The 16,811-nt window shown below is 57.9% G+C and carries 14 protein-coding genes and 1 pseudogene; 5 read left to right on the top strand and 10 right to left on the bottom strand.

Annotation, left to right across the window (positions count from 1 at the left end; translation table 11 throughout):
• Window positions 1-69: 69 nt before the first annotated feature.
• From ABIA45_RS35720 to ABIA45_RS35700, 5 genes are all read right to left on the bottom strand, one after another.
• On the bottom strand, window positions 70-1,407 hold the full coding sequence (locus ABIA45_RS35720; RefSeq protein ID WP_404655821.1) for an alpha/beta hydrolase: 1,338 nt from the start codon (window positions 1,405-1,407) through the stop codon (window positions 70-72).
• Between the two features lie 16 nt (window positions 1,408-1,423).
• A complete protein-coding gene (locus ABIA45_RS35715) occupies window positions 1,424-2,545 on the bottom strand; it encodes a serine protease (protein ID WP_404655123.1) in 1,122 nt (373 codons plus the stop codon).
• Window positions 2,546-2,598: 53 nt separating this feature from the next.
• Window positions 2,599-2,826 (bottom strand): M12 family metallopeptidase, encoded by a 228-nt coding sequence (locus tag ABIA45_RS35710; RefSeq protein ID WP_404655819.1) that lies wholly within the window; start codon window positions 2,824-2,826, stop codon window positions 2,599-2,601.
• A 130-nt stretch (window positions 2,827-2,956) separates the two neighbouring features.
• Window positions 2,957-3,241: a hypothetical protein gene (locus tag ABIA45_RS35705; protein WP_404655122.1), complete on the bottom strand. Its 285-nt coding sequence runs from the start codon at window positions 3,239-3,241 to the stop codon at window positions 2,957-2,959.
• A gap of 35 nt (window positions 3,242-3,276) precedes the next feature.
• A complete protein-coding gene (locus tag ABIA45_RS35700) occupies window positions 3,277-4,359 on the bottom strand; it encodes a hypothetical protein (protein WP_404655121.1) in 1,083 nt (360 codons plus the stop codon).
• 119 nt (window positions 4,360-4,478) lie between these two features.
• Here ABIA45_RS35700 and ABIA45_RS35695 point away from each other — a divergent pair, with 119 nt between their 5' ends.
• The 3 genes from ABIA45_RS35695 (at window position 4,479) to ABIA45_RS35685 (ending at window position 7,430) form a co-directional block, all read left to right on the top strand.
• On the top strand, window positions 4,479-5,972 hold the full coding sequence (locus ABIA45_RS35695; RefSeq protein WP_404655119.1) for a hypothetical protein: 1,494 nt from the start codon (window positions 4,479-4,481) through the stop codon (window positions 5,970-5,972).
• 68 nt (window positions 5,973-6,040) lie between these two features.
• A complete protein-coding gene (locus ABIA45_RS35690) occupies window positions 6,041-7,000 on the top strand; it encodes a hypothetical protein (RefSeq protein WP_404655117.1) in 960 nt (319 codons plus the stop codon).
• Window positions 6,990-7,430 (top strand): hypothetical protein, encoded by a 441-nt coding sequence (locus ABIA45_RS35685; RefSeq protein ID WP_404655115.1) that lies wholly within the window; start codon window positions 6,990-6,992, stop codon window positions 7,428-7,430. Before ABIA45_RS35690 ends, ABIA45_RS35685 begins: the two co-directional genes overlap by 11 nt.
• Before the next feature lie 446 nt (window positions 7,431-7,876).
• Here the strand turns inward: ABIA45_RS35685 and ABIA45_RS35680 are convergent.
• Window positions 7,877-9,790: pseudogene (locus ABIA45_RS35680) on the bottom strand (ABC transporter ATP-binding protein).
• Window positions 9,787-11,649, bottom strand: a complete 1,863-nt coding sequence (locus ABIA45_RS35675) for an ABC transporter ATP-binding protein (protein WP_404655114.1) — start codon at window positions 11,647-11,649, stop codon at window positions 9,787-9,789. Before ABIA45_RS35675 ends, ABIA45_RS35680 begins: the two are co-directional and overlap by 4 nt.
• Before the next feature lie 1,563 nt (window positions 11,650-13,212).
• On the opposite strand from ABIA45_RS35675, the gene ABIA45_RS35670 reads away from it, so the two are divergent.
• Complete coding sequence (locus ABIA45_RS35670) at window positions 13,213-13,431, top strand: hypothetical protein (RefSeq protein ID WP_404655113.1); 219 nt, start codon at window positions 13,213-13,215, stop codon at window positions 13,429-13,431.
• Window positions 13,432-13,737: 306 nt separating this feature from the next.
• Here the strand turns inward: ABIA45_RS35670 and ABIA45_RS35665 are convergent, their stop codons facing one another.
• The 3 genes from ABIA45_RS35665 to ABIA45_RS35655 all read right to left on the bottom strand — a co-directional run bounded on the left by ABIA45_RS35665 (window position 13,738) and on the right by ABIA45_RS35655 (window position 16,026).
• Window positions 13,738-14,385 (bottom strand): TauD/TfdA dioxygenase family protein, encoded by a 648-nt coding sequence (locus tag ABIA45_RS35665; protein ID WP_404655112.1) that lies wholly within the window; start codon window positions 14,383-14,385, stop codon window positions 13,738-13,740.
• A 42-nt stretch (window positions 14,386-14,427) separates the two neighbouring features.
• On the bottom strand, window positions 14,428-14,841 hold the full coding sequence (locus ABIA45_RS35660) for a hypothetical protein (protein WP_404655110.1): 414 nt from the start codon (window positions 14,839-14,841) through the stop codon (window positions 14,428-14,430).
• Between the two features lie 978 nt (window positions 14,842-15,819).
• Window positions 15,820-16,026, bottom strand: a complete 207-nt coding sequence (locus ABIA45_RS35655) for a methyl-accepting chemotaxis protein (protein WP_404655818.1) — start codon at window positions 16,024-16,026, stop codon at window positions 15,820-15,822.
• 43 nt (window positions 16,027-16,069) lie between these two features.
• Here ABIA45_RS35655 and ABIA45_RS35650 point away from each other — a divergent pair, with 43 nt between their 5' ends.
• A complete protein-coding gene (locus ABIA45_RS35650; protein WP_404655108.1) occupies window positions 16,070-16,471 on the top strand; it encodes a hypothetical protein in 402 nt (133 codons plus the stop codon).
• Window positions 16,472-16,811 lie beyond the last annotated feature (340 nt).

Here is a 16,811-nt window from a genome sequence, read left to right as displayed (position 1 = left end):
CAATCGACAACAAGCGCAATATCACAGCTCACTGAGCGGTGCCCCGCGAGCCATCAACGCCCAAAAGCTTCAGTAGGGGTACATCCAGTAGGTCGTATCGGTCTCGTCGGGCATCGAACGTAGAGTGGGCGTCCGCTGCGGCGGTTTAAGATGTGCCGAAGAGGAGATGATCCGACCGATGTCATCGAGAACCGCGCGGCTCGTTGAGTAAGTACTGTGGTTTAGAGCAAACATTTCGCCTCCGACGGCCGAAACATCAATCGTTTCGATGCCAGGGACCAAGGTTGGGCCGCTCTTGGTCACGAATCCCATTCGCGATTTGGATTGCGCTTTCTTCATCGAAGCAAGCAGTGCCAGATCCGTCGAGGAGGCATAGAGAGTCACCGCCCCTGCGGCTGCCTTAATCTGACTTGCACGTTGCAGATAAAGATCGCGGTCCACGTCAGGGGCAGCAAAAATCAGCTCGGTAATTCCAAGCGTCGTCTGGCTCAAGGCAGCTTGCTGCAAGGCGCCAAGGACGACTTCGCTGCCGAGGCTATGCGCAATGACGATGATTCTGGAGACCTTTCCCTCCTTTTTGATCAGCTGGAGAAGATCGAACAGGCCATCCGGCGCGAACAATGCACTCTCGCGGTCGTAGTCATAGTCCTTCCACCCACCCTTGGACGGCCAGGAATACATCATCACGCGACCTTTATAGTTGGCGTCGAAAGCGATTTGGGCCGCCTTGAAAGCAGCCTCGTTAAACCCAACGTTATAGCCGTGGACAAAGAGCATCAGGCTATCTGCCGGATTTTTGATAGCAGCCGCAAACTCTTCGCGAGAGAGCCGATTCAGCTTCTGAATTCGAAAGTGTTTTCCGTCCTGCTCCGCCTCTTTTATTCCCCACCAGTTCGTTCCAGGAGTTTCCACTTCGCCCATCTTGTGAATGACCGGAATGCTGACCGTCACATAGCCAAAGGTGTTGGAAGCGGCCCGGCCATACGAGATCTGGCTCAGTTCCAGACCTGGCCCGCCTGTCACAACACGATTGGTGGCAAAGTAGACCGGCACCAAGCCCTTAATCGCAGACTTGTCGACCACCACCTCGGCTCCGGTGGTGCTCTTGTTCGGAGGCGCCTCCTCGCTTGCCTCACCGGTCGTCGGCCGCCATGGCCGATAGCCATGATAGTGCCGGACATGGTGGTAGTACCCAGGGCCGTAGCGGTAGCCATATCTCTTCAGAGCGCTCCCATGTTTCTTGGGAGCCTTGTGGACATGCGGCTTGAGCGGCTGCGAGGTCGGCCCCTGATGGGCGCAACCGGTCGCGAGCGCGCAGCACAAAACGATGAGCACGGTGCGGAGACGTCGACAAACCTCTCCGATCCGTTGCAGACGGTTCGAGGCTCGAATTTGCGATGCAAGCATGACCAACTATAAACACCTACTTCGCAAGGACCTGAGACACGTTGACCGTAGCCCCGAGCCATCCGCGGTACCTGTCCACAGCGGGCCCGCTGGTGAGCTTATAGGTGAAGCGTGCCTGCGCTCCGCCGTCGTTGATGGCGCAAGCGATATTGCTTGCACCATTTGCCGTCTCGACATGCCATTTGCATCCTGTGATGCGGTAGCCGGGTTCAGCAGGGAAGTTTTCGGTATAGTCCGCCGAGTGCTCGGCAAACACGACCGGGTGATCGTCCTTGGTCTTGTCCACCGTATAGGAGCGATCGATTTGCTTCGGCTCGACGAGCTGCGAAACCGGCACGTTCACGATGAGGCGGCGGTCTTCGGGCACAAGAGTGTGGATTGCTCCGGCCAGAATTTGGGGAATCTTCACGCCGGCATCGGCCTGTGTCTGCACATGCGTGGAGTTCAGCTTGCTCCAGTTCTCAAAAGAGATCGTTGTGTCGACCCATTTCGTCCAGCAAACGGAGGGCTGGGGAATGGCGGCGATCATGTTGTAGAGTGGGCTTGCAGTAATCAGGGTCGCGGGGATGATGAAGTTGACACCCGAAACCTGTGCCTCATTCCACTTGACGATACCGCCGACCGCGATCCCAAGCAGTGCACCGAACTCATTGAAAGCCGGCCCGCCACTGTTGCCGACGTTCATCACCGTATCGGTCTGCCATCGGCCATTGGGGCTCGTTTGGTTGCTGATCAGGCCGCTCGATATGCTGAGATCCAGATCGAGAGGATAGCCGAGCAGATATAGCTGGGTTCCCATCGGGGCTTGCTGATTGTGGTCGATCACAGGCATCGGACACCGCGAGGCTCCCCCGCTGTTTCCCGCGGGCTGTGCCAACCCGAGGAGGGCCATATCTCGGGTGTCGTCGCGATGCACGGCAGTGACTTTTATCGGATTTGCATTGCGCGACCCGAGCCGGGCATCAACCTCGAGGGTTTTGTAGTTCTCCTCGCGTCCGATCACGTGGCTGTTGGTCAGCACGAGGCTGTCGCCGATCAGTAGCCCGGAACCGCCACCGACTTCTTGCTTGCCGTTGAACATCAGGCCAACGAACTGGACGTGAACCGTCCTGACGTTGTAGCGCGCGGCAATCTGCACCGCCGCACGGTCCGCTCGCACCGGCGCGCACATCAGGGCAAGGACGCAAAATGTCAGGACGGATAGAACGTCCTGACAGCGGCGATATCGAGTGGGCTTAATTGTCCGTTTCCGTTCCATGCTGAATTACAGTAGTTCATTATTGAATCGGGATCGTATTTGGTGACTATGTAATCGCCGACTGAGCCGGACGCTTTTTCGTTGCGACATTGCTCCGGAGCATCATCACGATTCTGCTCATGCGTAAAGCCAAGCGCGTGTCCGAATTCATGGACCGCGATCGCGCGAATGCAAAATTCTCGTTTGTCCTGGCAACCTTTGCTCCAATGATTGAAACTGAAATTGAGAGTCATGCCTGAGGACTTGCCGTCGAGGTATTTCCGACAAGGTCCGTGTGAGCACCGTCGTCGGCTATCCGCACGTGAATGCCAGGCGCACCGTCTGTGCAGGCGGGCCAATTCTTCGAAAACCGGACGCCCCCTTCGCCGCCGTCTCCCAAGTCTCGGCAACGGCTTTCCGAACGAGGACGGCATATTTGCTGTCCTGCGCTTTGAGGTTTTCCCAGCACACTGGGATTTCCTTGATGTCCCATTTTGAGCCGCGGATGACCGTGCCGTACAACTCCATTTCGGACACGCCCGAAGGAAGCGCAGGCTGAGCATTCGCGCTCAAAGAGAACGAGAGCGCGAGCAGCAATACTAATCTGGGCACCCAGAGGCGAAGCATGCTTCCTACTGCGTAGGGGTTGGGCTCGGCGGGAAGACCGGCACCGGCGCCACAATAAAACCATTGGTCCGAGGTCCGCCTCCGGCACGGCGACCGCCAGCTCCCGCTCCCCCGGGGAATTCCTGCGACTTCTCCCCGCCCGGCGAGGGCGCCGTATAAATGGGGTTGTCCTTTGATCCGAGCGGCGGCCTTTTTGCCGCATAACCAGCCGAGCCGGACTTGGCTCCATTGGCGAGGACCGCATTCGGACCATTGATGTAAATCCCAAGATTGCTGAACTGCTGCGCGGAGGCAGAAGCCTGGACTGCAGCAGGGGTCCAACGCACCGAGGTGAGGGAGTACTTTGCCTCGACGCCGCCGGTTACCTGAACCGAGAAGGTGTAGGTCATTTGCGCTGGCTCCGCGCTCTCCGACGGCATGGCGGGCGTCAGATTGTTAGCGGAGATGAGAACAGCGTTGTCCCGCAACCACGTCGCGAATGGTTTTGAAGCATCGACAATGATGCGCTTGTAGGCGACCCGCTCCGGAAATTTGTTCTCGGCGAGAGCCTCGAGCTCTGGCAGATCAATAGGCGTTCCACGATAGCAACCACGTTCATAGGTCGCCGAACCGGCCGAGGCCGGAGTATTATCGGACGCAAGCTGGGCATTCTGCTTCATGAGGAATGACCAGATCAGGTCATAAGTGTCCTGAGCCGAAGCGGTGGGACCGACATGAGTAACGTCGTTGCTTATCGCGTTGAGAATCCGCTTGTAGTCGAATGCTGTACCGGATCCGAGTCCGCCTGTATCGGTCACCTTCAACTCCAGGAAGAAGGTGCCATAGAGAAAGGGGTCGATGTCAAAATGAGCGTACTTGTCGAACGCTTCTTCAGGCTGGGTTTTGTAGATTTTCAGGTATTCCTTCCGCCTCTCGCGCTCGATCTGGTAGAAGGTCACGACCTCACACCTGATTGACTTGAGAAAATACGGCAGCTCACCGGCTGTGACCACGCCGGTCTGCGGATCATGAATGTAGTAGAGGCTCGTGCATCCACCCATCGCAAGGCAGATGCCAGCGCATGGCGCGGCGCGGCAGAAATTCCACATGATCGCCCCCCTCCGCGTCGCTGAGCGCGCAGATCTCCCGCGCAGATTGAAAAGCAGTCGCATCGGTTCGTCAATAGCATCGTGAGCACATTGCAGCTTTTCGTTGTCCCTGGCCCTGTTTGCGCAGATTTTCCGCGCGCCGCGACCGCGTCATTGAAAGCCAGGCTGAACAACAAGCAGCATTGACACCAAGAGGTGTGAGCAACGCGTCAAGCCGATTGCAAACAGATCCGCACGCGCCTATCGAAGAAACATATTGCTTGCATGATTTGGACGAAGATTTGCCGCGGCCCGTCAACAACCGAACTGAGAGAGAGGCCTTTGCTGTTTGGAAAAAGGCAGCCCAAGGGCTTGCTCGCGGGCACGAGGCGATTACGAATGCCAGTCGGGACGAGCTCAGGAAAGCTCTGGTTGATCTTGACGCACTGTTTCGCAGTGCTCCCGGCAGCATCCACAAGGCCTATCGAAATCTGACGGAAAGGCGGATCGAGAAGGCGCGGGAAACCTTCACCGACTCGATAGGAGACGGCCACCTTTCGTGGTCGCTATCAGAAGAAACGCCCGAATTGGCAGCCTTGAGGATGGGCGGCCTCATACGGGAAATCGATCGGGTGCTTGCCGAGCGGCGCTCTCACTGGCCGATGGCGCCAAGTGAGTGGCACTTCGAGCAGCTCGGATGCTGGTTCATTCCGCGGCAGGGCGTCAGCGCATTGCGCCCTGCCCGACGGGGGCAAGCTTACTCAAAGCGAGGCACGCTCTTTCACCGGATATTACCTACACTGATACAGGGCTACCCCGTCCACGTGGTCGATACCCGGACTTTGCATAGTGCAGCGAGGAATGCGAGCAAGTGGAAGATGGGAGCTTGCCTGTTCAAGGCGCTGAAGCTCAATCCCGAATTCATTTCGGTGGAAGACGATAAGCGCTTCACGGTCGCCAGCATAGAGGCGCCTTCTGCAGGAGAAGCGATTGCGGTGCAGATCGGCCAGGCACTGCGAGAAAATTGCATCGCGGTCGTCTGGCCTGAGCTGACCGTTCCCCCGGATTTGCGGGAGAGAATCATCAAACTTATCCGCGAGCGTGACGTCGCTGATGAGCTCGAACCGCCCGAAATTCTGATTCCCGGGACTTGGCACGAAGCAGGCGACCATGGGATCGTGAACCGGGCCCGGATCTATGACGGGTATGGTGAGGAGCGCCTGACGTACGACAAGATCGCCCCTTACGCGGACGATGATTGGGGCACGGAAAACATCATCGCGGGCGATCGCATATGTGTCCTTGCCACCGAGGGTGCGTTAATCGGAGTCGCCATTTGCCTTGATTTTTGCGACCTGTGCGAGACGCCATTCATCGACCTCGATGTCGATGTGATGCTGGTGCCCTCAATGGGAAACGACCGCACCATGCAAGGGCACCAGACCACAGCAGCCCAAGTGGAGGTGCGGTTCGGCACCCGAAGTTTCGTGGTGCAACATCCCACCCACACGGCCTTCAGAGACGGAAGACTAGGTACCATATTACCGCTACTGAAAGAACCCAACTCGGTTTCAGCCCTTCAACTGGGTCAAAAAAACGTTTGGACTGCCTACAAATGGGCTCTTGACACCTAGATTCGGGGATTAAAATCAGAGTAAAGCGTTGTAAAACGTTCTTAACGGTTGTGATGTAGGTCTAGCCCATGCCTGACGTAGCCTTGGAAAAGATAGAGACGGGCGAAGCAACGGCCAGAGAGGCCAGGCGGCTCATTTCGGAATTGCTCAAAGAGGGATCCGAAAAAACTCTGGAGCGGCTCTACGCCACCCTCGGCGCGTGGATTTGGAACGCGCTCGAGAGCCGCCGGCGTGATCCAGAGCTGCGAGAGTGGTTCGACATTCTGCGACGGACGAGCGCAACTCTCGGGCCGAGGAATGCTGCCTACGCGGAGCGGTTCCGAGCATTCTACGATCTTCTGCAAATGTCGATCAACACCTCCAAGCTCGCGCGTCCAAGCGAGGTCATGCACCGTCAGCACGTGGTCGCAATCCTTCGGCTGCTCCGCGACGCACCGTCGCGTCAGATGGAGAAGGCCGCGATCGCTAAGAAGTTAGAACTCAAAGACGCCAATCTGAGCCGTATTTTACGGCTGATGATAAACGCGCGATTTGTGGAACGAACGGCACAGGGAAAATTCGCTCATTTCGCTTTGACGCGCGACGGTTTGCTTGAGCTGGAAAAGCGCGAAGGGAAGAAGCGCAGCCAAGTGCCCGCACTGCTGGGAGATAAATGCTCGCCAGCTGGAGCCGCTCACCCTCACTATCTGGTGGCAAATGTGGATGCGGTTCTTCGCTCCTTTGACCTGGCGATACAGAACTCTGGACACGCCCCGCATACGGCTGGGCTGCTCAGTGCCGGAGATAGTGGCTTCCGTCGCGCCATGGAAGAATATCTGCTTCATTTTCAAGGACCCGCACCTGCAGCGCCCGAATACATGAAGGTGAGGACTAAGAATTCATACCAAGGTTTTTCCGTCACCGTCGTCCAGACAAAAAAGACCGAAGCCCACGGCTCTTACGCCATCGAGGCGGCAAGCAGTCCCAAAGCCGCCTCATTCCCCGTAGGGGCACTGCATCTGTACGAAGAGGATGAACATGTCGAATGAGGATCTCAATGCCTTGAAAGCGGATGAGGCGGGCGATCCCGGCTCTGTGGTGCTGTATGGAAGTGCTCTCGTCGATCGACTGACATATATCTCAACGACCTTCAGCTCGCTGATCATGAGTATGGGCAAAGCTGCTCGTGACGATCGCGATGTCCTGGTCCCCCTGGTGGAGGTGAAGTTCGACGGCCCGACCGGCCAGGACGACGCTGTCTCGAAGACCTTCTTTTCAGAGCTGGTGCCGCTCGAAAACGTAGCTTTCGTTCTTGAGGACATATCCAACGATCTCACGACCATTTGCCGTCACCTGAGTGCGGTGAGTGGCGGTCCGGTGAAGCCCGATTTCAAGCGTTTGGAAGAAACGAAAAGGCTTCTGAACGAAGCCAAGGACAACATCGAAAAATGCCTGGCAGAGTTGGAAGGGATTGGCTGAGACCCTAAAAAGCCCTAGCGTTTTCGAGCGGTCCTCGGTCGAGAGTATGGCGAGAATAATGGACGAGAGTCTTCGCCGCCCGTGCGACCGTCCCCAGTAAGAACTTGCCGTCGCTGCCGGCGACGCTACCGGAGATCTGGTGAATAGCTTTTTCGGCTGCATCTTCGCACTCACCGCATCACTCGGTGCTGGCCCTTGGTTCGAGCCCGCCTTGATCAAACGCGCTCATCACGAGATGACGCGCCTTCACGGGGCGGAGTGGCGCGGTGGAGATCCCTAGTCTAACTGCCTCGCGTCTTCAAAAGAAACCGCCATAACCGGATGGCGTATCTCGACGCAGGCATGCGAAGGCCGTGGCTGGGCGCTGGAATTGTCAGGCTCGATCCGAGCGGGGCTCATCGTCTCGTCAGGCGCCACCGGTAGGGAAAGTGAACCAAAGTCGGATCTCAAGTTTGCGAATCGCTCTGTAGCGAGCCTTCAAGCTCCTCACTTGGAATATCGTCGAAAGAGGCGTAGTTAAGGTTGTAGAGTTTGGAATAGAGACCGCCTGCGGCCATCAGTTGGTCGTGGTTGCCACTCTCAATCATCTGCCCAGACTGGAGCACGATAATGCGGTCCGCTCCGCGGATCGTGGCGAGCCGGTGAGCGATGACGAGGCCCGTCCGCCCCTTCAGTAGCCTGATCAGCGCCTTTTGGATCAACATCTCGGTGTAGCTATCGATATTGGCAGTGGCCTCGTCGAGGATAAGGATCTTGGCATCCGCGACGAGGGCGCGAGCGAAGCTGATCAGCTGCCGTTGGCCCAGAGAAAGATTGCCGCCGCGTTCGCCAAGCTGGGCTTCATACCCGCCGGAAAGTCTCATGATGAAGTCATGCGCGCCGACTGCCTTGGCGGCTTCGATCACCTCTTCACGCGTGGCTTCAGTCTTGTGGTAACGGATGTTCTCAAAGACCGTGCCGGTGAAGAGGAAAGGTTCTTGCAGTACCATCGAGACCTATCGGCCCAGCGATTCCTGTGTCAAGTCTCGCACGTCCTGTCCGCCGACCAGCACCTGACCTTGCTGCACGTCGTAAAAGCGGTGGACGAGCGCCATGGCGGAAGACTTGCCCGAGCCGGTGGGGCCGACAAGCGCAACGGTCTCGCCGGAATTGACCCGGAAGGAGACCTTCTTCAGCACGGGGTACTTTGAATTGTAGCCGAAGGTAACGTTCCTGAACCCTACCGAGCAGTCCATGTCCGGCGAAAGCACCTTGGCGTCCGATTTGTCGTTAACGTCTATCTTGACGTCCAGCACGTCGGTGAGCCGCTTGCCGGAGGCCATGGCGCGCTGCATGACCGAATATTGTAGGGTCAGCGAGCGGATCGGGTCGAAGAAGCGCTGGATGTAGAACAGGAAGGCAACTACCACCCCGACATCGAGCCGCCCGTTCAAGACCATGGAACCGCCGACAACGATGACGACGGCCATGGCAAGGCCGGTGAGGCTGTCGACGATCGGCACCATCACCTGAGCGTATTTGGCGGCCCTCAGATGCCTCTCGAGGTTAGCGCGCGCCTTGTCGTCGTAGAGCATGAAGTTGACCCGCTGGCGGTCCATGGACTGAACCGCCCGCACACCGTGGATGGCTTCAGCCAGCGCACCATTGGCGACCGAATTGGTTTCGTGGGCGGCGATAAATGCGTCTCGGGCCCGCGGCAGCCAAAAGATGCGGACGATGAGGAGTACTGGCAGCACCGCGAATGTCAAAAGGCCGAGGCGGACATCGAGCCACAGCATGACGATGACGATGCCGAAGAGCAGCGCGATATCGCCGACCGAAAGCACGCAAGTTTCAAGGAATTCCTGCATGGAATTGACGTCGCCCTGCAGGCGCGACCTCAGCCGCCCCACCTCCGTCTTGTCCATGAAGGATAGCGAAACCCTCTGTAGGTGGCCAAACATGGCACGACGTATTTCGAAGAGCACGTTCTCGGCTATTTGGCCGACGACAGTCTCCTGGGTGTAGCTCGCCGCATAATTGATAAGGATCGCCGCCGCAAACTCGGCTACCGCCCACGTCAGCACTGCGCGGTCCCCGCCACCCGGGCGCATGCCATCGTCGATCGCGTAGCGGATAATCAGCGGGATCAGGAGCTGGGTCCCGGTGAAGATCAGCACCGCGGCGACCGAGACAGCCAGCTTCGGACGATAGGGCCGAACAAACGCCCAGATACGCTTGAGGATGTCCTTATCGAAAGCGCGGCCGAACATCTCCTCTTCGAGGCGCTGCGTGCCGACGACAGCACGGGGCGGACGGCCTCCGTTGTCGAGCACGTCGTTGCGGTCGGCCCCGATCTCGCCTGCATGCCCCTGGATCATGAGCGCCGGTCCTTCAGAACCTCATCGCCAGGACGCACCTGAAGCTCATAGAGCGCGTTGTAGCGGCCACCCTTGTCGAGAAGCTCGTGATGCGTGCCACGCTCGACGATCTCGCCGTTCTCAACGAAGAGGATCTGGTCGGCGTGCATTAACGAGCTCAGCCGGTGGGCGATGACGATCGTCACGCGATCCTTGGCGAAGCGGCGCATGGCAGAGCGGATGCGTAGCTCGGTCGCCGCATCGATCGCCGCCGCGGAATCGTCGAAGACAATCACCGAAGGCCTGAGCATCATGGTGCGAGCGATCGCGAGCCGCTGGCGCTGGCCGCCCGAAAGCGATACGCCGCGCTCGCCAACCACAGTCTTGTAAGCGGTAGGCAGGCCGAGCACGTAATTATGGAGCTGTGCCGACTCGCTTGCCCGCTCGATCCGCTGTTCGTTGGCCCAGGGGTCGCCATATGCGATGTTATTCTCGATGGTGGTGGTGAAGAGGAAGGCATCCTGCTGCACCACCGCCACGCGCCTGCGCAAGGAGGTCAGAGTGACCTTGCGGATGTCCTGTCCGTCGAGCGTGATCCGTCCGCCCGTAACATCGTAGAAGCGCGGAATGAGATGCGCGATCGTCGATTTGCCCGAGCCGGGTGGGCCGACGATGCCCACGGTCTCGCCCTTGCGCGCCTCGAAGCTCACATTCTTTAGGATCGGCCAGCACCCGGCCGCAGCGTAAACGAAGGAAACGTTCTCGAAGCGGAGCGTGCCCTCGGCAATCGTCAGCGGCCGGGCATCCGGCGCATCCTTAACGGCGGGCTCGACGTCGAGGAGATCGAAAAGACGCGACCCGCATGTGGAGGCGCGTGCAAACGCATTGACCATCAGCCCGATCTGGCGGACGGGCATCTGCAGGATCGTCATGAACGTCAGGAAGGTGGTGAGCCTGCCCACGCTGATCTCGCCGGCAATCAACTTGCCTCCTCCGACCAGCAGCACCAATCCCATGGCAATAAAGAACGAGAAGGTCATGGCTGAGGTGCTGCGCACGCGAATGCCTATGCGCTGATGCGCAAGTTCCAGCGCATTCCTGGAGGCGCGATCGAATTTGAGCATTTCGTAAGCTTGGCTCGCAAAGGCGCGCACAACACGGATGCCGCCGAGATTTTCCTCCATCACGCGGGAGAGGACCGAAAGCCGCTCCTGTAGTTCCAGCCAGGTTCCGCGCAGCCGGAGCTGGGTGACGGACGAGCGCCAGCCGACAAAAGGCACGAAGCTGAGCGCCAGAAGACCGAGCACCAGATCAGTGGAGATCAGCATATAAGCCCCGATGCCGATCAGCATCGTGAGGAGCACTGCACGGACCAGTGCTGTCGAGAAGTACATCCGCACACCGTCGAGGTCGAGCATGCCGATGGTGATCAGATCGCCCGAGTGCACTTGATCGTGGAAGGAGAAGCTGAGGCGCTGGATTTTCTCGTAGCATGCAAGGCGCAGTTCGTAGGCAAGGTGATGGCCGACTGCCTCGGAGAAATAGTTCTGCATCATTGTGAAGAGGCCGCGCAGCACGCTGACGAATAGCAGAAGGGTTGCGGAAATCCAGAGAGCATGCCCCGCGGCGGCCCCTGTAGCGCCGCCGCCCACAGCGGCTTGGGATTGATCGACGGCGCTACCGAGCAGCTGGGGAATGAGCAGTTGCAAGGTTGTCGCAATGACGGTCGAGCCAATCGCCAAGGAGACTTGCCAGGGGTGCCGCAAGTTCATGCGTGTCACACGTAGCAATGTGCTCAGACCACGGCCCCAGCTCGCCGCCTTTACGTGCGCGAGCGATTTCCCAATGTTCGTCGCACCATCAATGGCATCGCTGCTCAAGGTATGTTCCAGACTTATTCTTCGTGCCTTCAGGGCGAGGAGCCAAGCCACTCGATCAAATGCGCCTACTCAGCATTGACAAAGGCTACACGGATTCGACTTAACCCGTGTGACGGATTTACGGAGCCAGTATTGCAGTTTCGCTAAGCTCGATTCGGTTGATTTCCTGTGCGGAGCGCAGAAATTCGGCGATCACATTCGCCATATAGCGCACTAGCGCCAGGTAAGCTCCAGAGCGCGATAGATCGGGGAGATCAATTCCAACCAGAACGGGGGGGCCAAGTTTGCATGGTCACGCGAAGCAGACGCATATGGCAACTCGGCGCGGCTGCGAGATCGCTTTGCAGGACAACACATCTCGGAGCTGGCAAGCTCGTCGTCACTGGCGATTGTTAGGGTGCGCTCGAAACTGTTTCTTTCATCGACGGGCCAGCTGGAGTCGTGGCGTGGCCATACCTTGGAGGTTCCGTCAGTTTCGCCACGATCCTTCGATCGAGGTGGGGCGTAGCCGAAACCGATCTCGTCCGCTTCCGCTGTTTCTCCTCTTGGCCGCGGCTCCCTGCATAAGTGCGATGGTCCTGCTCTTGTCTCTTGCTCTCAGATGGAGGTGAGCCGGTCTTGGCAATTTCGGGAATGCGATCGACGGCACCCATCTAAGCGGAGGGTCTCCACGGAACTTATCACCGGCCAAATCCAACGAACTCGCTCGTTGTCGTAAGAGCGCTTGAGCGGTTTGTGTTGCAAGTGTCTTCCGTGTTTGGGCAACAACCGCGAAACCTACCGAGATCTCCCGCGAAGGACTTCCACCGCCGGTGTCGAGCAAATTTGCTTGCGGCGCGTTCGCGAGCCTACTCGAGACGCCGCCTACTCCGGTCAAAAACAACGTGCTCTAAGCAGCGGCTAGCGGTTTTATGTTACCTTGATTAAAGAAGATCGCTCCTCTCGCGGGTCGACCCTGCTCGTTAGTTGAAAATAAGCAGCGGCCTCCAACATCTTCGAGTCGACGTGAGCGCGCGCTCCCGCATCATGATTGGAAATATGTTCGCAGACTTCATCTAGGACGGCACGCAGAAGTGCTGTGGTTGCAGGATCACGTAGCCCCCCAATAGAAACCCTATCGTAGCGAAATCCCTCTTGCGCAGAATTTAAGACTGCTAAAATCCTAAGTCCGCAGGGGCTCTAAGTTGAAGTCAGCTGATACTCGCGGCGAAGGCAAGCTGAACGATCTCTCCGCGGGAACTCCACCTGAAGAACAACGCTCAAGCATCCAAGCGTTCTCCGACCGAGCATACGCGCTCGGACTCACGGGTCAGACGCCGCCGTCTGACTTAGGCGATGTATTCACGAGGGCTAATCGAGCAGCGGCTTGGCCATCTGCGCTTATGTCCTCTCGCGACACATCCGTTGGATCAGACCTGTTTACCAATCCTGTCATTTCCGATGAAGGATTGTCCGGCGTCACAGAGCCGCCGTTTGCAGTGGCAAACGAAGCGGCAGACCCAACGCCCACCCCTTCTCGCTTAGTACCTACGTAGCGCAACGTCATGGCAGGCCCCTGTCAACATGACGAAGCTTTATGCCGTCACTGAGAACAACAACAACGCACCCGCGAACTTTGATCGTTCCTGGTCGACTTCTGCAGGTGCGCTCACGACCGCGGTCGGTGATCGGCACGAAAATCGCTCCCCCGGCCATTGCGATCGCATTCGATATCCGACACGGGCAAGTCATTCCGATTCGGTGCATGCGCTTGCCACTTTCAACAGCGGTGAGCCGACCTAACGCTAGGTCAGTCCCCGACAACTACTATCACGCCAAAGCAAGCTGTATCTTGGCGATTTTAGCCCCGAGATGGCAGTCTTTCTGCGCTCTCCGAGCACCCTTGACGTATTAACTCGTCATGGTCGCCGTCGGCGCGGCCCTCGCCGCCCGTAATGACCGATTGAGAAACACGAAAGCAACGCGCGCCTTTGGCCTGGACGCGCAAAATAGGCTCCATCTGTTGCAGATCCGCAGCAAGCGATCTTAACGCCAGGCATCGCTCGCTCGTACTGTAGGCTCGGCTTTCCTCTTCTCCCAGAACGAGATTCAGGCAGCCCTCGCCGCCTCAGGCTTTAGCGGGTTACTACGTTGCGCGTGGCCATGTCCATTCACGCTCGGCGACAGTTCGCAAGGCAGATTGTCATGACGTATTGCATCTTTCTGGCGGTCATCGACCCAAAAGTGCTGGGTCGCATGATTGTCCCATATCGCTATATCTCCAAGCTTCCAGCTCCACCGAACGGCATTTTCCGGCGCCGAAATATAGGACTGGAGTAGATGAAAGAGCTTTCGGCTGGTATTCTTCTGCAATCCGACGAAACGACCTCCGAAGTTGCGGAGAGCGAGAATGCGCTCACCCGTCTCGGGATGACTCCTAACCACCGGATGGTCGACCTCAGGGTTCGTTTGAACGAACCCTTCATGAGGAGACTTCGTGTTTGCCTCGGCAGCTCCTGAGCCCGCCGCTTCCGCGGCCTCCTCACCATGAACAGCCCATAGGTCGTCTACGAGCTTACGCAGCGGCAGCGGAAGGTCGAGATATGCAGCTCGCATGTTCGACCAGACCGTCTCGCGGCGACCGGGCGCGATCGCCGCGGACCGTAAAACAGATAGTCCTGGATCGACATGGTGGGTGATGTTCGCGGGCCAATTGTCATCTGGATAGATGGCCCGCGAGCCCACATTGCGGAACATTTTTATCAGGCGCTCGTGCTCGGCGTGGTCAAGGTGCTGCTGCTAGCGGAAGAAGATCACTTTATGCTCACGCACCAGCTGGCGGATGGCGCAGAGAACGTCCTGCGACATTTCGGCCGTAAGCCTGACATTCGCAATCTCGGCACCCAGCCGAGGGGCGCGCTTAAGAATGTTTGCCCGCGGAATGAACGCGTCACCGATTTTAGCATTATGCATCGTTCTATCCTCATCCTGGTGATCCAGTCGACAAAACCTCCATCGCCGGTCGCTTGAGCGATCGTCGAGTTGGCGTTTCCTGGTCCAATCGATAAGTTTCTTTTCGAGCAGCGCCGCCGAACTATACTGCGGCATAACGACTTCGCTCTGACGTTGAAAATGTAAGTGTGATCTTCCTTCAGTCAATGAAATGTACTCGTTTTTCTTTCTGCTAAAGCGCAATCTTTCCTTCGCAAACATAGTCGTTGATGCAATTTCTTTTTGGATGCGTAACGCCGATTGACGCGATATCAGGGGAACGGCCCACGATGCTCACGTCTTATGGTTCTAACCGCCTGAAGCACGATCTTCGCCTCCGAGCTGAGCTAACGATTGACTGATACAAATTCATGACGAAAGCTTAGGCTGCCTGTCGATGATCAATGCGATCGCGACGTCCGCTTCTAGCAAGAGATGTCGCCGTCGCGCCTTGAATCGGTCGCTGTGAGTTGAAATGCGCAGGATTTCTGCGGGACCCGACTTTTGATTGCGCACCGTGACTCACACTAAAGTCATCGCCTAACTCGTGGGCGGCACCGCAAAGCCTGGCTGTCGGAGGCAGCAAGCAATCGCGCTTTCATTGCGCCTTACTGGCGAGCATCACCTAAGGAAGAACCTGCCAACGGCATGGCCGGCATCGCCGATCAAAACTGGGCCGCGCCCGCGCGGGCAAGATCCCACCGCTAAATGGTTCGCTTCCATTCCCACAGATAAGATGGCTTTATCGTGTTGTGCGGAGAGCCCAATGATTGAGAACGGACGGGCGGCAGCATACGCAGAATGCCTCACACCTTCAAAGCGCCAGAGCAGCGACCGCTTGGAACATACCTTGCTGAGGCGAGATGATGTTGTCCTGGTGCGCACGGCTAGGCCGCTCAAATCCCGCTGAGGACGTGATCGAGCTGAGTTAGCCGAGAGCTATCGTCAGACAATTGCTCAGCTGATTTGAGCACCTGCACCGACGCTGCTCCCGTTTCGCTTGCCAGGTTCGGCCCGCGCTTGAGGCCACCTGGACAGTCGCGGCAGCTTCCTGCAAGTTGAGCGCGACACTCTGCCCGGTCGCCTTCCGATTCTCAATTGAGGCGACGGCAGCCATGGCGATCTCGCAGCTGCGAGAGATGATGACGCTGACCTACTATTCTCCCGGCTTCGCTCGTTGCTGCCTGGAAGGCGCCAATCTTATCGCCAATCTCGACAGTTGCTTGGGCGGTTTGCGAGGCAAGGCACTTGACTTCCTGGGCTACAATGGCGAAGTTCGCCCAAATCACCCGCGCGCGCTGCTTCAATTGTCGCGTTCAACGCTAGCAGATTGGTCTGCCGCGCGATTATGGCAATCAATTGGACCACACTCCTAATCCGCTCCTCCGCGGCTGCGAGCCTAGCCATCCGCCGTTCACTGAGTTCCGCGTTTCGGACGGCTTGGTGTGCCATGCTGGATGCCCTTCCAATCCGCGAGCCGACTTCCGCAATCGTCGCCGTCATTTTGCCTGTCGCGAACCGCGACACGTTGAACATTCGCGGAGGCCTCTTCCAAAGCGGCGGCCACCTCGACGAAGAGCTTCTGGCTTTGATCTGCCGAACAGGTGAGAGTTCGCGCGGACGCTTCGAGCTGCGGGGCGGCGGAAAAGATCGTTTCAATCACCGGCCCAACGGCCTCCTTGAATTCGGCTATAAGGCGAAAACTGTCGGCCCGGCGCTGATCGGCAGCCGCTCGATCCTGTTCGGTTATTGCAGGAGATCGGCCCGCGCCTCCTCACTCGCTCGCAGCTTGAACTTCTCGATCGCTTCAGCCATGTCCCCAAGCTGCGCATCTCGACGATGCCGAAGCTGATCACATTCGGCGGAAGTCCATCTGGCAACCATCATCATGGGGCTGCTCGCCTTACTATCTGGTCAGCGCATTGCCAAGACCGTCGCGTCCGCCAGGAACTCCGCTTTGTAGGCGCGGATGAGCATCAAGATTGACGAGGTTACCTCGGGAGGAAGGTTGGCTTGCCCGACGTCCGTCTCAAGTTCCGCCTCACAGTCCACGAGCTGGTCGCCATCTTTGTCCTCGCCGCGCGCGGGTCTGCTCGTGTAAATCAGTCACGAACTCCTCGACAGGACTTAGTCCGCGGAGCTGGCGTTCATTGTTCTCCGCATGCGCTTTTACAAACGCTTCACTGGGCTCG

Source organism: Bradyrhizobium sp. USDA 336, from assembly GCF_044908355.1.
In the GTDB taxonomy this organism is placed as follows: Bacteria; Pseudomonadota; Alphaproteobacteria; order Rhizobiales; family Xanthobacteraceae; genus Bradyrhizobium; species Bradyrhizobium yuanmingense.
The sequence above is the reverse complement of the archived record's forward strand: the minus strand, read 5'-3'. Positions and strand labels throughout refer to the sequence as shown.

What these genes read in the sequence shown, in the direction of transcription:
- ABIA45_RS35720 (WP_404655821.1), bottom strand. Translation starts at nt 1,407, where the DNA reads ATGCTTGCATCGCAAATTCGAGCCTCGAACCGTCTGCAACGGATCGGA.
- ABIA45_RS35700 (WP_404655121.1), bottom strand. Translation starts at nt 4,359, where the DNA reads ATGTGGAATTTCTGCCGCGCCGCGCCATGCGCTGGCATCTGCCTTGCG.
- ABIA45_RS35690 (WP_404655117.1), top strand. Translation starts at nt 6,041, where the DNA reads ATGCCTGACGTAGCCTTGGAAAAGATAGAGACGGGCGAAGCAACGGCC.
- ABIA45_RS35685 (WP_404655115.1), top strand. Translation starts at nt 6,990, where the DNA reads ATGTCGAATGAGGATCTCAATGCCTTGAAAGCGGATGAGGCGGGCGAT.
- ABIA45_RS35670 (WP_404655113.1), top strand. Translation starts at nt 13,213, where the DNA reads ATGACGAAGCTTTATGCCGTCACTGAGAACAACAACAACGCACCCGCG.
- ABIA45_RS35665 (WP_404655112.1), bottom strand. Translation starts at nt 14,385, where the DNA reads ATGTTCCGCAATGTGGGCTCGCGGGCCATCTATCCAGATGACAATTGG.
- ABIA45_RS35660 (WP_404655110.1), bottom strand. Translation starts at nt 14,841, where the DNA reads ATGTTTGCGAAGGAAAGATTGCGCTTTAGCAGAAAGAAAAACGAGTAC.
- ABIA45_RS35655 (WP_404655818.1), bottom strand. Translation starts at nt 16,026, where the DNA reads ATGGCTAGGCTCGCAGCCGCGGAGGAGCGGATTAGGAGTGTGGTCCAA.
- ABIA45_RS35650 (WP_404655108.1), top strand. Translation starts at nt 16,070, where the DNA reads ATGCTGGATGCCCTTCCAATCCGCGAGCCGACTTCCGCAATCGTCGCC.